We start from the raw sequence: 15,889 nt of genomic DNA, 5'->3' as shown, positions 1-15,889 counted from the left end.
CAACCCGTGAACGCCGCCGCCTTGCTGGGCCGTCTGAAAGTCGATGTCCGGGGCCTGCGCCTCGGCTTCGGCCGGCGGTCGCGCGTTCCCAAGGAGCAGGGGGACGACTGGCAGGAGGGCGGCGCTTCCGGTCCCAAGGCGCCGCACGGGCCGATGTCCACCTCCACCAAAGCCCTGATCGGCGCCTTCGCCGTCTTGGCGCTGGCATTGGGTGGCCTTGCGGGCTGGCTGGCGCTGAACGCCGACGACACCGTCCAGGCGTGGGAGGCCGGCATCCCCAAGATGCAGGTTCCGGTGAAGATCGCGCAGGCCCCGGCCGCCCCGCGCCCCTCCGCCGTTGCGGCAGCCCCACCGCCCGCGGAGGCACCGGCCACCCCAGCCGCATCACAGCCGCCGCCGGCTGACCCCGCCGTCGCCGCGCCAACGGCCCCGCCAGCGGCGACCCAGCCGCCCGCGGCACCGCCAATGCCCCCCCCGATAGCCCCCCCAATGGCTGACGGGTCGGTCACGCTCACCGCAGCGCCGGTTCCCGGCCTCGTGGAGGACTCCCGCAACGGCCCATTGCCCCGCATCGCGGAGGATGGGCGCAAGCCCTGGCAAGTCTACGCCCGCCCCTTCCCCGCCGCAGACAAACGCCCGCGCATCGCCATCGTGCTGGCGGACATGGGCGTGTCGGGCGTGACCACCGGCAATGCCCTGCAAAAGCTTCCGCCGACCATCACGCTCGCCTTCGTGCCCTACGCCGACCGGTTGGACAACTGGGTCGAGCGGGCGCGCACCAAGGGGCATGAGGTCATGCTGTCCGTGCCCATGGAGCCGCAGACCTACCCGCGCGACGATCCGGGCCCGAACGCCCTGCTCACCATGCTGGCGCCCGACCGGAACCTGGAACGGCTGGAATGGTCGCTGGGCCGCGCGGTCGGCTATGTCGGCATCACCAGCACGACGGGCAGCAAGTTCACCGGCAACGCCGACGCCATGAAGCCCATCGTCGACACGTTGAAGGCGCGCGGCCTGATGTTCCTGGACGCCCGCGCCAACCCGAAGAGCGTCGGCGGGGCGTTGGCCACCCAGGCCGGCGTGCCGCGCGCCTTCGCCGACCGCGTCATCGACCGCGACCTGTCGCGCGGCGCCATCGACGACCAGTTGAAGGAGTTGGAGGCCGTCGCCAAGGCCAACGGCAGCGCCGTGGGCATCGGCTCGCCCTACCCCAGCACCATCGAGCGCATCAACCTGTGGCTGACCGGCCTCGCCGACCGCGGTTTTGTGATCGCGCCGGTGTCGGCACTCGCCAATCTTCAGAAGCAGTAGGCATGAGCAAGACCATCGACCGCGACTCCCTCCCCTACCGGCCCTGTGTGGGGGTGATGCTGCTGAACGACCGCGGGCAGGTCTTCGTCGCCAAGCGTTGCGGCAGCGACGATGCGTGGCAGATGCCGCAGGGCGGCATCGACGAGGGCGAGGGAGTCCACGAGGCAGCCCTGCGCGAGTTGAAGGAGGAGATCGGCACCGACAAAGCCGAGATCCTGGGGGAGACGGCGGAGAAGCTGCGCTACGACCTGCCCGACCACCTGCTGGGCAAGGTCTGGAAGGGCCGCTGGCGCGGGCAGGAGCAGGTGTGGCTCGCCGCCCGTTTCACTGGGACCGACGCGGACATCGACCTCGCCACGGAGCATCCGGAGTTCGACGCCTGGAAATGGGTGGACGCCGACGCGCTGCCCACCTTGATCGTACCCTTCAAGCGCCCGGTCTACGAGGCCGTGCTGAAGGAATTCGAAACGGTCATCAAGGGTTTGCGGGGCCGCTGAGCCCCGCCGTTTCGCCCGCCTCAGGCCGCCTCACGCCGCCTTGGCGAGCCGCCGGGCGCGGCTTTCCACCAGCCACCAGGCACCCCGCGACGCCAGCGTGCAGAAGCGGGTGTGGGGCTTCAGCCCGCAGGCCTTGAAGACCATGGCGACGGCGCGGTCAATGTGCTTGGCCTTGTAGCGCCCGTAGGCGCGGCGCATGTAGGCCTGGTTGTAGGTCTTGTGGTCGTAGCTCTCGCCCTCCGGCGCGTTGGCCGCGAAGTAGGCGTAGGCCAGCTCGTCGTCCTCGGATTCGCCAATGCGCGACAGGGCGACCTTCAGCCGCTGGAACTTGTTCAGTTGCTCCAGCTCCAGGTACTTCTTGGTGTAGGTGTAGAAGATTTTGAAGTGGCGCAGTTCGTCAGCGGCGATGTTCTTGCAGACCAGCTTCAGCACCGGCTCGTCGGTGGAATCGCCAATGGCCGCGTAGTAGGAGCTGGTGCCCGTCTCGACCATGCAGCGGGCGATCATCTCGCCGGTGCGCGACCCGCGGACCGAGGCGTTCAGGTCGATTGGAACCTTGTAGCCGTCGCGGAAGCGCTGCACGGCACGGTCGAAGTCGAAGGTCGGGTCGACCAGCTCCGCCCATTTGCCGAGCGCGCGGCCGTGCTGGACCTCCTCGACCGCCCAGCCCTTGGCGACATCCTGGAATTCGGGATCGTCGTGGAAGACGTTGCAGAGATAGGCCGTGTAGTCGTCGGCGTTGAACTCCACCAGGGCCGCCGCCTTGATCAGCGGAACCAGATCGGGATCGACCTTCGTGTGGTCAATCCGGTCCCAGGGAAGCTCTTCATAGTTCCAATGCAACGCCACCATCCCACCCCGCTCCTGCCGGACCATGTCCCGGGCGTTTTTAAAGCGAATTTGCATTCGCTTTAGACTTATATGACCTCATTCGCCGGCCAGGCTTCGGCCGCACGCGCGGCCGGGACCGCCGTCGCGGTCCAAAGCGGATTACAATCCGCTTCAAAGTTTCTAGCCGGAAAAACAAAACGCCTCAACGGTCGGACCGGGAGGCGTCATTCCCTTGCGGGACGTATTTATGACGGTGATGCCACGTTGCAACGGCACCGCTTCGGAGGGTAAGGCCCAGCCAACGTTACCGCCGCCGGGCCATAGCCTCGATCAGTGCGCGGTCGCGCCGGCGGCGTCGAGCTTGGCGCGGGCAACGGCAAGCTTCGCCTCGACCCGGGCCTTCTCGTCGTCGGACTTGGCGTCCTCCAGGTCCTCGCCCAGGTCGCGGATGTCCTGCTCCACCTTGCCACGGTCGATGTCGGCCACCGGAATGGCCTCCTCCGCCAGGACGGTGCAGCGGGTCTCGGTCACCTCGGCGAAGCCGCCGGCGACGAACACCCGGTCCACGACGCGGTCACCCTCGTAGACGTCGATCACGCCCGGACGGACGGTCGAGATCAGCGGCGAATGGCCGGCGAGAACGCCGAAATCACCTTCCGAACCCGGCACCACGACCATGTCGACGGGCTGCGAGGTCAGCAGCTTCTCCGGAGAGACCAGCTCGAATTCGACTTTATCGGCCATGGGTTTCCTGGTGCCTCTTCATAAGAACCCTCTCCCCCTTCGGCAAGAGGGAGAGGGTTAGCCTCGTTCCTGAGCCTGATGCTGCCTGAATTAGGCGGCTTCGGCGGCCAGCTTCTTCGCCTTGGCGATCGCCTCGTCGATGGTGCCGACCATGTAGAAGGCGGCCTCCGGCAGGTGGTCGTAGTCGCCGTTCACGATACCTTTGAAGCCGCGGATCGTCTCCTCGAGCGGGACGAGCACGCCCGGGGTGCCGGTGAACACCTCGGCGACGTGGAACGGCTGGGACAGGAAGCGCTGGATCTTGCGGGCGCGGGACACGACCAGCTTGTCCTCTTCCGACAGCTCGTCCATGCCCAGGATCGCGATGATGTCCTGCAGCGACTTGTAGGTCTGGAGGACGCGCTGCACCGAACGGGCGACGCTGTAGTGCTCCTCACCAACAACGCGCGGATCCAGGATGCGGCTGGTCGAATCCAGCGGGTCCACCGCCGGGAAGATCGCCATTTCGGCGATCGAACGCGACAGCACCGTGGTGGCGTCCAGGTGGGCGAAGGAGGTGGCCGGGGCCGGGTCGGTCAGGTCGTCGGCGGGCACGTAGATGGCCTGCACCGAGGTGATCGAGCCCTTCTTCGTGGAGGTGATGCGCTCCTGGAGCGCGCCCATGTCGGTGGCCAGCGTCGGCTGGTAACCCACCGCCGAGGGGATGCGGCCGAGAAGCGCCGACACCTCGGAGCCCGCCTGCGTGAAGCGGAAGATGTTGTCCACGAAGAACAGCACGTCCTGGCCTTCCTCGTCGCGGAAGTACTCCGCGAGCGTCAGGCCGGACAGCGCGACGCGGGCGCGGGCGCCCGGCGGCTCGTTCATCTGACCGTACACGAGCGCCACCTTGGAGCCCGGGCCGTCGAGCTTGATGACGCCCGACTCGATCATCTCGTGGTAGAGGTCGTTGCCCTCACGGGTGCGCTCGCCGACGCCGGCGAAGACCGACACGCCGCCGTGCGCCTTCGCGACGTTGTTGATCAGCTCCATGATGGTGACGGTCTTGCCCACGCCGGCGCCGCCGAACAGGCCGATCTTGCCGCCCTTGGCGTAGGGGGCCAGCAGGTCGATGACCTTGATGCCGGTGATCAGCACTTCGGCGTCCGTCGACTGCTCGACGAAGTCCGGGGCCGAACGGTGGATCGGCAGGGTGCGCTCGGCGCCGACGTCGCCGCGCTCGTCGATCGGCTCGCCGATCACGTTGATGATGCGGCCGAGGGTGGCCGGGCCGACCGGCACGGCGATCGGGGCGCCGGTGTCCGTCACCTCGGCGCCGCGGACCAGGCCGTCGGTGCTGTCCATGGCGATGGCGCGGACCGTGCTCTCGCCGAGGTGCTGCGCAACCTCCAGCACGAGGGTCTTGCCGTCGTTCTGGGTGTGCAGCGCGTTCAGAATGGCCGGCAGCTCGCCGTCGAACTGGACGTCGACGACGGCGCCCGTGACCTGCGTGATCTTGCCGACGGCGTTCGTCGCCTGGGTGGTGGTGGCCATGGAGTAAAGCTCCCTCGGAACTCGATAATTGTCGGATGTGCCGTCGTATCGACCGCGAACGCTGCGCCCGTTAGACCGCCTCGGCGCCGGAGATGATCTCGATCAGCTCCTTGGTGATGTAGGCCTGGCGCGTGCGGTTGTAGGTGATCGTCAGCTTGTTGATCATGTCGCCGGCATTGCGCGTCGCGTTGTCCATCGCGGTCATGCGGGCGCCCTGTTCGGACGCTGCGCTCTCCAGGAGGGCGCGGTAGACCTGGATGGACAGGTTGCGCGGCAGCAGCTCCGCCAGGATCTGCTCCTCGTCCGGTTCGAACTCGTAGATCGCCTTGGCTTCGGCCGACGCGGTCTCTTCCACCTGCGCCTCGACGGCGAAGGGGACGAGCTGCTGGACCGTCACGATCTGCGAGATCGCCGACTTGAACTTGTTGTAGATCACCGAGCAGACGTCGAACTCGCCGGCGTCGAACAGTGACAGAACCTTCTGAGCGACGACGTCGGCGTCGGCGAAGGACAGGCGGCGGCGGCCGACATCCTCGTAGGTCTCGACGATCAGCGCGCCGAATTCGCGGCGCAGCTGGTCGCGGGCCTTGCGGCCCACGGTGAGCAGCTTCACCGTCTTGCCTTCCGACTGGAGGCGCAGGATCTGGCGGCGGGATTCACGGACGATGGAGCCGTTGAAGGCGCCGCACAGGCCACGGTCGGAGCTGATGATGATCAGCAGGTGCACCTGGTCGGCGCCCGTGCCCGTCATCAGCTTCGGCCCGTTGCCGCTGTCCTGCACGTTGGCCGCGAGAGAGGCCAGCATGCGGCCCATACGCTCGGCGTAGGGACGGCCGGCTTCCGCCTGCTCCTGCGCGCGGCGGAGCTTGGAAGCGGCGACCATCTTCATCGCCGAGGTGATCTTGCGCGTCGACTGGACGCTGGCGATCCGGTTCTTTAGGTCCTTAAGGCTTGGCATGCCGGCCCTTCATTCCGCTCGGGGTCGTTCGGGAGGAAAGCGGAGGCACCGGAGCGCCCCCGCCGTCGATCAGACGAACACCTTGGAGAAGTTGTCGAGGAAAGCCTTCAGCTTCTCCTCGGTCGCGGGCGTGATCTGCTTCTCGTTGCGGATCGTCGCCAGGATGTCGGCACCCTTGGACCGGATTTCGCCGAGGAACTTGGCCTCGAAGCGGTTGACGTCCTCGACCTTGATCTTGTCGAGGTAGCCCTTCACGCCCGAGAAGATCGACGCGACCTGCTCTTCGACCGGCAGCGGCTGGAACTGCGGCTGCTTCAGCAGCTCCGTCAGACGGGCGCCGCGGGCCAGCAGGCGCTGGGTGGCGGCGTCGAGGTCCGAGGCGAACTGCGCGAAGGCGGCCATCTCGCGGTACTGGGCCAGCTCCATCTTGATGGTGCCGGCGACCTGCTTCATCGCCTTGATCTGGGCGGCGGAGCCGACGCGCGACACCGACAGGCCGACGTTGATGGCCGGGCGGATGCCCTTATAGAACAGGCCCGTTTCCAGGAAGATCTGGCCGTCGGTGATCGAGATCACGTTCGTCGGGATGTAGGCGGACACGTCGCCGGCCTGCGTTTCGATGACCGGCAGGGCGGTCAGCGAGCCGTTGCCGTGCTTGTCGCCCATCTTCGCCGCGCGCTCCAGAAGGCGCGAGTGGAGATAGAACACGTCGCCCGGGTAGGCTTCGCGGCCCGGCGGACGGCGGAGCAGCAGGGACATCTGACGGTAGGCGACGGCCTGCTTGGACAGGTCATCGTACACGATCAGGGCGTGCATGCCGTTGTCGCGGAAATACTCACCCATCGTGCAGCCGGTGTACGGCGCCAGGAACTGCAGCGGAGCTGGCTCCGACGCGGTGGCCGCGACGACGATGGAGTATTCGAGCGCGCCGGCGTCTTCCAGGGTCTTGACGATCTGGGCGACGGTGGAGCGCTTCTGGCCGACGGCGACATAGATGCAGTAGAGCTTCTTGCTCTCGTCGTCGCCCTGGTTGATCGGCTTCTGGTTCAGGAAGGTGTCGATGACGACGGCGGTCTTGCCGGTCTGACGGTCACCGATGATCAGCTCGCGCTGGCCGCGGCCGATCGGAACCAGGCTGTCGACGGCCTTCAGGCCGGTCTGCATCGGCTCGTGCACCGACTTGCGCGGGATGATGCCGGGGGCCTTGACCTCGACGCGGGTGCGGGTGACGTCCACCAGCGGGCCCTTGCCGTCGATCGGGTTGCCGAGGCCGTCCACGACGCGGCCCAGCAGGCCGCGGCCGACCGGCACGTCGACGATGGTGCCCGTGCGCTTGACGGTGTCGCCTTCCTTGATCTCGCTGTCGGAACCGAAGATCACGATACCGACGTTGTCGGTCTCGAGGTTCAGCGCCATGCCCTTGATGCCACCGGGGAACTCGACCATCTCGCCGGCGCGCACATTGTCCAGGCCGTGCACGCGGGCGACGCCGTCACCCACCGACAGCACCTGGCCGACCTCGGCGACGTCCGCCTCGGTCCCGAAATTCGCGATCTGCTGCTTGAGGATCGCAGAGATTTCTGCGGCGCGGATATCCATCAGACTGATCCCCCTGAGGCCTTCATGGCGAGTTGCAATTTGTTCAGCTTCGTGCGCACCGAGGTGTCGACCATGCGCGAGCCGAACTTAACGATCATGCCGCCGATCAGCGCGGGATCGACGGAGGTGTTGATCAACACCTTCGAGCCGATCGAGGCCTTGAGCGCGTCGGTGACCGCGGCCAGCTGAGCGTCGCTCAGCGGCTGCGCGGAGGTGACCTGCGCGGTCACTTCGCCACGGCGACGGGCCAGTTCGGCCAGATAGCCGGCGATCATGCCCTCAAGCGCGAACAGGCGGCGGTTTTGCGCCACCAGCCCGACGAAGCGCTTGGTCAGATCGGACACTTCGGCGCGGTCCAGAACCGCGGCCATCGCCCGGCCTTGGTCGGCGCGGCTGATCACGGGACTACGGACGAGGCGGCGAAGGTCGGCGCTCTCGGCCAGGATTTGCTTCAGCGCGGTCAGATCGCTCGCGACCTGATCCAACGCCTTGTTCTCATCCGCAAGCTCGAACAGCGCGATGGAGTAGCGCGTAGCGAGTTCGGAAACGCCTGTACCTTCGGATGCCACCTGATCCCTCGAATTGAGTTCGGTAGACGGTGAATTTTCAGGGCCTTAAAGGGCGGGAAACCCGCATCGCGGCGCCCTGGACCGCGAAAGCGAGCGGTCCAATATCACAGGATTAGCCCCCGCGCAACGGGGTCTGGACAATTCGAGTGCGGCGTTTTGGGCACGTCCCGCGCGGGTTCCGTCCCCGGGGACCGAAACCGGAAATGGGCATACCACTTCATTTCTGCAATGGTCTTACCGGTGCGTCGGAAAAGGCGGCCTGCAAGCCTCCCGAGTCCCCTCCGGGCTGTGACCTTAAATTCCGTTTAACATCCAGTTAACCATTCTTGCGCAGGTTTGAGGCATCGCGTTCACCCGCCGCTGCCCATTTTGGAGGCGCGCCCCGCCGGGGGTGCCTCCCTCATCGTTCGCCTGACAGGGAAAGACACAAGGCCTGCCAATGACCGTCGTCGCCTTCTCCTGCGCCCGTTTCACGCCCGCCGACCTTGTCGAGTTCGAGGCGGTCGCGGAACCGAAGCTCCGCCTTGGCCACTGGGCCGGGGTGGTCCGCGAGACGGGCCGCGAGCACGACCGCCTCCTTGTTCTGCTCCCCGGCGTCGACCGCCCGGTCTTCCGTTTCGAGCGCGACGGCCGTGGCCGCTACAGCCTGTCCTTCAACGACCGGTCCGGCTGGTACGGCATCGGATCCGGCGCCACCGCGTCCGAGTGCCTGTCGATCTGGCGTCCCCGCCCGCGCGCCGAACGCACCGTTTCCGTATTGTGAAAATCCTGGCGTCCTGCCGACGCCCGGAAAACCCCACCCCGAGTCGCAAGATCCGTCAGCGGTACACGCCCACCGACAGCAGGTAGGGTGCGCCCTCCAGCTCGATTCGCCGGACGTGCATCGTCTTGGGCGCGATCTGGCCCGACAGCGGGTCGGTCCATTTGTAGGTCACGGCACCGGCGCCCCGTTCGGCGGCCACGGCCAGCGCCTCGCGGATGAAGGGCCGCCCGTCCACGTCCTTCAGGTCCAGAACGCTGGCGCCGTTCAGCGCCGGGGTCCAGCCGTGCGCCACCATGGTGCCGTCGCGGTCGATCAGGGTCGGGTAGAGATCGCGGTCGATGAAGGCGCCGTCCCGCCGCCCGAAGGCGTCCGGCGCGGCGGCGGCGCCGTGCTGGTGCAGGAACCCCGCGGCCTTGTCGAGCAGCGCCTTCGCCTCCGCCTCCGTGCCGCGGGTCCCGGCCGGCGCGCCGGCGGCCAGCGCGATCACCAGCAGCAGCAGCAGGACGGGCAGCACCGTCAGAAGCGTGTGGGCGCGGAAACGGCCGTTCGCTCGAATTCCGGACAGGAAGGACCCGGATAGGAAGGACATGGCAAGGCTCGGCGAAAGAATCAGGCCTTACCCTGGTAATACCAAGACTTTCGATGCGCAACGCGCCAAACGTCACAGGTGCCTTGCAGCAGCGGCAGAGACAATCGGTCGCAGCCCCCCTTCAAAACGCCGCCGATGATTCCAATGCCCACCCCCTACAGGAAGCTGTAGGGATCCACGTCGACCTGCACGCGCACGCTGGGTGGAATTTCCACCTGCTCCAGCCAGCGGGCGATCAGCGGCTGCACCTGGGTGGAGCGCGGCGCCTTCAGCAGCAGACGGCGGCGGTGGCGCCCCCGCAGCAAGGCCAGCGGCGCCGGGGCCGGTCCCAAAATGTGCACGGTGTCGCTGCGCGGGGCCGCGCGGCCCAGCGCCATGGCGACCTTCTCCACCGCCGTGGCGTCCTCACCCGACACGATCAGGGCGGCCAGCCGGCCGAAGGGGGGCATGGCGGCCTCCAGCCGCATCTCCGCCTCCAGCTGGTAGAAGCCGTCGCGGTCGCCGGCGGCCAGCGCCTGCATCACCGGATGCTCCGGCATGTAGGTCTGCAGCATGACACGGCCCGGCCGCTCGCCGCGCCCGGCGCGCCCGGCCACCTGGTGGAGCAGTTGGTACGTCCGCTCCCCCGCCCGCAGGTCGCCGCCGTTCAGGCCCAGGTCGGCGTCCACCACGCCCACCAGCGTCAGCATGGGGAAATGGTGGCCCTTCGCCATCACCTGGGTGCCGATCAGGATGTCCAGCTCATGGTCGGCGATGCGCCGGACCATCTCCTGGATGGCGCGGGGGCCGAACAGCGTGTCGGACGCCATGATGGCGGCGCGGGCGTCGGGGAACAGCTCCGCCACCTCCTCCGCGATCCGTTCCACGCCGGGGCCGCAGGCGGCGAGCGTCCCTTCCTCCCCGCAGTTCGGGCAGGTGGGCGACAGCGGCTGCGACAGGCCGCAATGGTGGCACTGGAGCTTGCGGGCGAGGCGATGCTCCACCAGCCAGGCGGTGCAGTTCGGGCATTGCAGCCGGTGGCCGCAGGCCCGGCAGAGCGTCAGCGGGGCGTAGCCACGGCGGTTGAGGAACAGCATGACCTGCTCCTTCTCCGCCAGCGTCTGCTCGATGGCCGTCTTCAGGGTCGGCGCCAGCCAGTGGCGGGCCGGCGGCCGGTCGCGGCGCAGGTCGATCAGCTCCACGTCGGGCAGAACGGCGCCGCCGTGGCGGCCCGGCAGGTGGATGCGGGCGTAGCGGTGGCTGTCGGCGTTGACCTTGGTCTCCAGCGACGGGGTCGCCGACACCAGCACGATGGGAATGCCGCCCAGGTGCGCCCGCGCCACGGCCATGTCGCGGGCGTGATAGATGGCGCCCTCCTCCTGCTTGTAGGCGACGTCGTGTTCCTCGTCGATGATGATGACGCCCAGGTTCTTGTAGGGCAGGAACAGGGCGGAGCGGGCGCCCACCACCACCGGCGCCTCCCCGTTGGCCACGGCGCGCCAGGTGTCGCGGCGCTGCGCCCCGGTCAGCTCCGAATGCCATTCGGCCGGCGGCGCGCCGAAGCGCCGGGCGAACCGCTCCAGCCACTGCGCCGACAGGGCGATTTCCGGCAGCAGGACAAGCGCCTGTTTCCCCGCCTTCAACGCGGCCGAGATCGCCTCGTAATAAACCTCCGTCTTGCCGGAGCCGGTGACGCCGTCCAGCAGCACGGTGGAATAGACGCCCGAATCCACGCGGGTGCGCAGGTCGTCGGCCGCGGCATCCTGGTCGCCGGACAGGGTCGGCCCTTCCTGCATCCAGTCGGGCTTTCCGAGCTTGGTCGGCTGGAGGAGCACGGGCTCCAGCAGCCCGGCCTCGGCCAGCCCGCGCACCACGGTGACGCCGCACCCCGCCTCCTCCGCCAGCTCAGCCGGGGTGCGCGGCGGACCGTCATCCAGAAGCGCCAGCACGCGCCGGCGCGGGTCGGTCATCTTGAAGCCGGGCGGCGGCTCGGCCTCGGGCTTGCGCAGGTAGGCCAGCGTCGGCTTGGGAGGCTCCAGCGCCGCCGGCACGCTGATCGCCATGCGCAGCACGTGCCCCGGCGGGGTCATGGTGTAGGCGGCCACCCATTCGATGAAGCGGCGCTCCACCTCCGGCATCGGCGGCACGTCGAAACGGCGCACGACGGCCTTCAGCCGCGCCGATTCCACCACCCCGGCGCCGTCGCCCCACACGACGCCCAGCACCCGGCGCGGGCCCAGCGGAACTTCCACATAGTCCCCAGGGTTGAGGGTCATCCCGGCGGGCACGCGGTAATCGTAGGCCTCGCGCAGCGGCAGCGGCAGGAGCACGCGGACGCGTGGCTCCGGCCCGAGCAGATCGGCCTGAACCGGGCCCCTGGAACTGGCCCTGGAACTGGCGGAATCGGCGCGCATCGTCTAGAGTGCCCCCTGGCCGAAGCGCCGGGCGTCATATCCCGGGCGACAGGGCCGGGCCTTCCTCAGCAAGTATGGATTCGTCGTCATGAAGTTCTTCGTCGACACCGCCGACATCGCCGAGATCCGCGATCTGGCCGACACCGGTCTGCTGGACGGTGTTACCACCAACCCCTCCCTCGTCGCCAAGACCGGTCGCAGCTTCCTGGACCTTGTGGCCGAAATTTGTGACGTGGTGAACGGCCCGGTCAGCGCCGAGGTGGCTTCCACCGACTTCGAAACCATGCTGGCGGAAGGCAAGAAGCTTGCCAAGATCGCCGACAACGTCGCGGTGAAGGTGCCGCTGACCCAGGCCGGTCTGAAGGTCTGCAAGGCGCTGTCCTCCGAAGGGACCATGGTCAACGTCACGCTGTGCTTCTCGGCGGCGCAGGCGATCCTGGCCGCCAAGGCCGGCGCCAGCTTCGTGTCGCCCTTCGTCGGCCGTCTGGACGACATCGGGCAGGAGGGCATGGGCCTGATCTCCGACATCGTCGAGATTTACAGCAACTACGACTATTTCAAGACCGAGGTGCTGGTCGCCTCGATCCGCAACCCGATCCACATCGTCGATTCCGCCCGTCTGGGCGCCCACGTCGTCACCGCCCCGCCGTCGGTGCTGAAGCAGCTGTTCAACCACCCGCTGACCGACAAGGGCCTCGCCCAGTTCGTCGCGGACTGGCAGAAGACCGGGCAGTCGATTCTTTGATGGGCTGAGGCGACACGGGCAGGTGAGCATGGGCCGAGAGCCGGGACACACCCAACGACTGAAGGACGCACTGACCGCCGAGGACGTGTGCGCCTACCTGCGGGAACACCCCGACTTCCTGGTTCATCATGGCGACCTGGTCCACCACCTGACGCCGCCGTCGCAGGACCGTGGGCGTGGGGTGGTGGACCTGCAGGCCTACATGGTCGAACGGCTGCGCGGCGAGATCCGCCTGCTGAAGGACCAGCAGAGGGAGCTGATCGGCACCTCCCGCGCCAACATGAACAGCCAGAACCGCATCCACGCGGCCGTGCTGTTCCTGCTGGACGCGCAGAGCTTCGAGCAGCTGATCCAGACCATCACGACGGACCTCGCCGTGCTGCTGGACCTGGACGTCGCCTGCCTGATCGTCGAATCGAACGGCCACGACACCCCGCACGTCCAGACCTCCGGCGTGCGGGTGGTCGAACCGGGGACGGTCGACCGCTGGCTCGGCCGCGCCGACGTGGCGCTGAACGCCGACATCCAGGGGGACCCCGAGATTTACGGCCCCGGCGCCGGGCTGGTGCGGTCGGAGGTTCTGATCCGCCTCCAGGTCTCCAGCGAGACACCGGAGGGCATGCTCGCCTTCGGCAGCCGCGAGCCGGACACCTTCCACACCGGCCAGGGGACGGAGCTGGTCGGCTTCCTCGCCCGCGTGGTGGAGCGGGTGATCCGCGGCTGGCTCGAACTGCCGGCTTGAGCGTGAATCGCGCCACAACCACGAATCACACATGACCGGAAAAAAGGAAGCCGTCCTCGGCTTCTCCGCCCAGCCCGACGTGCAGGACGCGATGGGCCACTGGCGACGCTGGCTGGAGAGCGAGCGCAACGTCTCCCCCCACACGCTGACCGCCTATGTCGGCGATCTGGCGACCTTCCTGGAATTCATCACCGGCTACCACGCACGGCCGCCGTCGATGAACGACCTCGGCTCGCTCGGCCCCGCGGACTTCCGCGCCTGGCTGTCGAAGCTGGCCAACGACGGGCTGATCGCAGCGAGCCGCGCGCGGGCGCTGGCCGCCGTGCGCAACTTCTTCCGCTGGATGGACCGCAGCGGTCGGCTGCACAACCCGGCCATCGGCGGGCTCAGCACGCCCAAGGTCAAGCGCCCGATGCCGCGCCCGCTGACCGTGGTGGACGCCGACCGCCTGCTGGAGGAAGCGGAGAAAGAGCCGGACGAGCCCTGGATCGGCAAGCGCGACCGGGCGCTGTTCACCCTGCTCTACGGCTGCGGCCTGCGCATCTCGGAGGCGCTGAACCTACGGCGCAAGGACGCGCCGCTCGGCGAGACGCTGCGCGTGCAGGGCAAGGGCCGCAAGGAGCGCATGGTGCCGGTCCTACCGGCGGTGACGGAGGCGGTGTGCGCCTACATGGACGCCTGCCCCTACAAACAGGGGCCCGACGCACCGCTGTTCGTCGGCGTGCGCGGCGGACAGCTCGCCCCGGCCATCGCCCAGCGTCAGATGCGGGATCTCCGCCGCATGATCGGCCTGCCGGAGACGGCCACGCCCCACGCCCTGCGCCACAGCTTCGCCACCCACCTGCTGGCCGACGGCGGCGACCTGCGCGCGATCCAGGACCTGCTCGGCCACGCCTCCCTCTCCACGACCCAGCGCTACACCGACGTGGAGAGCGAACAACTGATGGAAATCTACCGCGCCGCCCACCCGCGCGCGAAGCAGACCCCAAAGTAAGAAACCACAGAGACACGGAGACACAGAGGGGTTCGGCCTCTCTGTGTCTCCGTGTCTCTGTGGTTTCTCTTTCCCCGTCCCTCCCCCGCACCAACGCGGGAGAGGGAGAAGAACACGCCGCCTCAGATGTGGATCGCGCGGCCTTCGACGGCCAGCGCCGCTTCCTTGGTGACTTCCGACAGGGTCGGGTGGGCGTGGCAGGTGCGGCCGATGTCTTCCGACGAGGCGCCGAACTCCATCGCCACGGCCAACTCGGCCACCATCTCCGACACGTTCGGGCCGACCATGTGGACGCCCAGGACCTTGTCCGTGTGGGCGTCGGCCAGGATCTTCACAAAGCCGTCGGTGGCAGCCATGGCGCGGGCGCGGCCGTTGGCCAGGAAGGGGAACTTGCCGGCCTTGTACTGCACGCCGGCGGCCTTCAGCTCCTCCTCGGTCTTGCCGACCGCGGCCACTTCCGGCCAGGTGTAGACGACGCCGGGAACGAGGTCGTGGTTGACGTGGCCCGCCTGGCCGGCCAGCAGCTCGGCCAGCGCGACGCCCTCCTCCTCGGCCTTGTGGGCCAGCATCGGGCCTTCGACCACGTCGCCGATGGCGTAGATGCCCGGCACGTTGGTCTCGAAATGCTTGCCGATCTTCACGCGGCCGCGGTTGTCCATCTCCACGCCCACGGCGTCGAGGCCGAGACCGTTGGTGTAGGCGCGGCGGCCGATGGCGACCAGCACGACGTCGGCCTCGATCTCCTCGGCGGTGCCGCCGGCGGCGGGCTCAACCGACAGGGTGACGCCGGTGTTGGTGACCTTGGCCCCGGTGACCTTGGCGCCGAGCTTGAAGGTCATGCCCTGCTTGGCCAGGATGCGCTGCATCTGCTTGGACACTTCGCCGTCCATGGTCGGCAGGACGCGGTCCAGGAACTCCACGACCGTGACCTGGGAACCGAGGCGGCCCCAGACGGAGCCCAGCTCCAGGCCGATCACGCCGCCGCCGATGACGACCAGGCGCTTCGGCACCTCCGGCAGCTCCAGCGCGCCGGTGGAGGAGACGATCTTCTGCTCGTCGATCTCGATGCCCGGCAGCGGGGTGACCTCGGAGCCGGTGGCGATCACGATGGCCTTGCTGGCGGTGATGGTGCCCACACCCTCGACCTCGACGGTGTTCGGGGCGGTGATGCGGCCCGCACCCTTCAGCCAGGCGATCTTGTTCTTCTTGAACAGGAACTCGATGCCGGTGGTGTTTTCCTTAACGACCTTGTCCTTGTGAGACAGCATGCCCGGCAGGTCCAGCTCGACGCCGCCGACCTTGATGCCGAACTTGGCGAGGCCGTGCTTGGCCTCCTCAAACTTCTCCGACGCGGAGAGCAGCGCCTTGGAGGGGATGCAGCCCACGTTCAGGCAAGTGCCGCCCAGCGCGGTGCGCTTCTCCACGCAGGCCACCTTGAAACCAAGCTGGGCCGCGCGGATCGCGCAGACATAACCGCCGGGACCGCCGCCGACAACGACGACGTCGAAAGTGCTTTCAGCCATTGGGGCTTTCCTTCCGCCATTCTTGTGTTCGCCAAAAGCCTTCCCGTCCAGCGGGGAGGGCCGCGCGCCGATATATGCCGCCGCTCACGCCAACTGGCAAC

Annotated in this window: 15 protein-coding genes; 6 read left to right on the top strand and 9 right to left on the bottom strand. The window is 68.0% G+C overall.

The window, feature by feature from the left end:
- Nucleotides 1-6: 6 nt before the first annotated feature.
- Nucleotides 7-1,311 carry a divergent polysaccharide deacetylase family protein gene (locus M2351_RS02545; RefSeq protein WP_264654588.1) on the top strand — a complete coding sequence of 435 codons (1,305 nt, stop codon included), beginning with the start codon at nucleotides 7-9 and terminating at the stop codon, nucleotides 1,309-1,311.
- Between the two features lie 2 nt (nucleotides 1,312-1,313).
- A complete protein-coding gene (locus M2351_RS02540; protein ID WP_264654587.1) occupies nucleotides 1,314-1,808 on the top strand; it encodes an RNA pyrophosphohydrolase in 495 nt (164 codons plus the stop codon).
- A 30-nt stretch (nucleotides 1,809-1,838) separates the two neighbouring features.
- Here the strand turns inward: M2351_RS02540 and M2351_RS02535 are convergent, their stop codons facing one another.
- From M2351_RS02535 to M2351_RS02510, 6 genes are all read right to left on the bottom strand, one after another.
- Entirely contained in the window at nucleotides 1,839-2,660 is an 822-nt protein-coding gene (locus M2351_RS02535) for an acyl-ACP desaturase (protein WP_264654586.1), read from the bottom strand.
- Nucleotides 2,661-2,969: 309 nt separating this feature from the next.
- Nucleotides 2,970-3,383: a F0F1 ATP synthase subunit epsilon gene (locus M2351_RS02530; protein WP_264654585.1), complete on the bottom strand. Its 414-nt coding sequence runs from the start codon at nucleotides 3,381-3,383 to the stop codon at nucleotides 2,970-2,972.
- A gap of 90 nt (nucleotides 3,384-3,473) precedes the next feature.
- Nucleotides 3,474-4,913, bottom strand: a complete 1,440-nt coding sequence (atpD, locus tag M2351_RS02525) for a F0F1 ATP synthase subunit beta (RefSeq protein WP_264654584.1) — start codon at nucleotides 4,911-4,913, stop codon at nucleotides 3,474-3,476.
- Nucleotides 4,914-4,983: 70 nt separating this feature from the next.
- Nucleotides 4,984-5,871 (bottom strand): F0F1 ATP synthase subunit gamma, encoded by an 888-nt coding sequence (locus M2351_RS02520; protein ID WP_264654583.1) that lies wholly within the window; start codon nucleotides 5,869-5,871, stop codon nucleotides 4,984-4,986.
- A 69-nt stretch (nucleotides 5,872-5,940) separates the two neighbouring features.
- On the bottom strand, nucleotides 5,941-7,470 hold the full coding sequence (gene atpA / locus M2351_RS02515) for a F0F1 ATP synthase subunit alpha (RefSeq protein WP_264654582.1): 1,530 nt from the start codon (nucleotides 7,468-7,470) through the stop codon (nucleotides 5,941-5,943).
- Nucleotides 7,470-8,039: a F0F1 ATP synthase subunit delta gene (locus tag M2351_RS02510; protein ID WP_264654581.1), complete on the bottom strand. Its 570-nt coding sequence runs from the start codon at nucleotides 8,037-8,039 to the stop codon at nucleotides 7,470-7,472. Before M2351_RS02510 ends, atpA begins: the two co-directional genes overlap by 1 nt.
- Before the next feature lie 439 nt (nucleotides 8,040-8,478).
- On the opposite strand from M2351_RS02510, the gene M2351_RS02505 reads away from it, so the two are divergent.
- A complete protein-coding gene (locus tag M2351_RS02505; RefSeq protein WP_264654580.1) occupies nucleotides 8,479-8,802 on the top strand; it encodes a hypothetical protein in 324 nt (107 codons plus the stop codon).
- A 55-nt stretch (nucleotides 8,803-8,857) separates the two neighbouring features.
- On the opposite strand, the gene M2351_RS02500 is transcribed toward M2351_RS02505, so the two are convergent.
- Both M2351_RS02500 and M2351_RS02495 read right to left on the bottom strand, forming a co-directional pair.
- Nucleotides 8,858-9,391 carry a cache domain-containing protein gene (locus tag M2351_RS02500; protein ID WP_264654579.1) on the bottom strand — a complete coding sequence of 178 codons (534 nt, stop codon included), beginning with the start codon at nucleotides 9,389-9,391 and terminating at the stop codon, nucleotides 8,858-8,860.
- A 155-nt stretch (nucleotides 9,392-9,546) separates the two neighbouring features.
- Nucleotides 9,547-11,784: a primosomal protein N' gene (locus tag M2351_RS02495; RefSeq protein WP_264654578.1), complete on the bottom strand. Its 2,238-nt coding sequence runs from the start codon at nucleotides 11,782-11,784 to the stop codon at nucleotides 9,547-9,549.
- 88 nt (nucleotides 11,785-11,872) lie between these two features.
- On the opposite strand from M2351_RS02495, the gene fsa reads away from it, so the two are divergent.
- The 3 genes from fsa to M2351_RS02480 are packed head-to-tail and all read left to right on the top strand — an operon-like array spanning nucleotide 11,873 to nucleotide 14,265.
- Nucleotides 11,873-12,529, top strand: coding sequence for a fructose-6-phosphate aldolase (fsa, locus tag M2351_RS02490; protein WP_264654577.1), 657 nt, complete (start codon nucleotides 11,873-11,875; stop codon nucleotides 12,527-12,529).
- Between the two features lie 28 nt (nucleotides 12,530-12,557).
- On the top strand, nucleotides 12,558-13,271 hold the full coding sequence (locus M2351_RS02485; protein WP_209769629.1) for a DUF484 family protein: 714 nt from the start codon (nucleotides 12,558-12,560) through the stop codon (nucleotides 13,269-13,271).
- Nucleotides 13,272-13,302: 31 nt separating this feature from the next.
- Complete coding sequence (locus M2351_RS02480; protein WP_264654576.1) at nucleotides 13,303-14,265, top strand: tyrosine recombinase XerC; 963 nt, start codon at nucleotides 13,303-13,305, stop codon at nucleotides 14,263-14,265.
- Between the two features lie 122 nt (nucleotides 14,266-14,387).
- Here the strand turns inward: M2351_RS02480 and lpdA are convergent, their stop codons facing one another.
- Nucleotides 14,388-15,788 carry a dihydrolipoyl dehydrogenase gene (gene lpdA, locus M2351_RS02475; protein ID WP_264654575.1) on the bottom strand — a complete coding sequence of 467 codons (1,401 nt, stop codon included), beginning with the start codon at nucleotides 15,786-15,788 and terminating at the stop codon, nucleotides 14,388-14,390.
- Nucleotides 15,789-15,889: the final 101 nt, after the last annotated feature.

Source organism: Azospirillum canadense, assembly GCF_025961225.1.
Taxonomy (GTDB): Bacteria; Pseudomonadota; Alphaproteobacteria; order Azospirillales; family Azospirillaceae; genus Azospirillum; species Azospirillum canadense.
The sequence above is the reverse complement of the archived record's forward strand: the minus strand, read 5'-3'. Positions and strand labels throughout refer to the sequence as shown.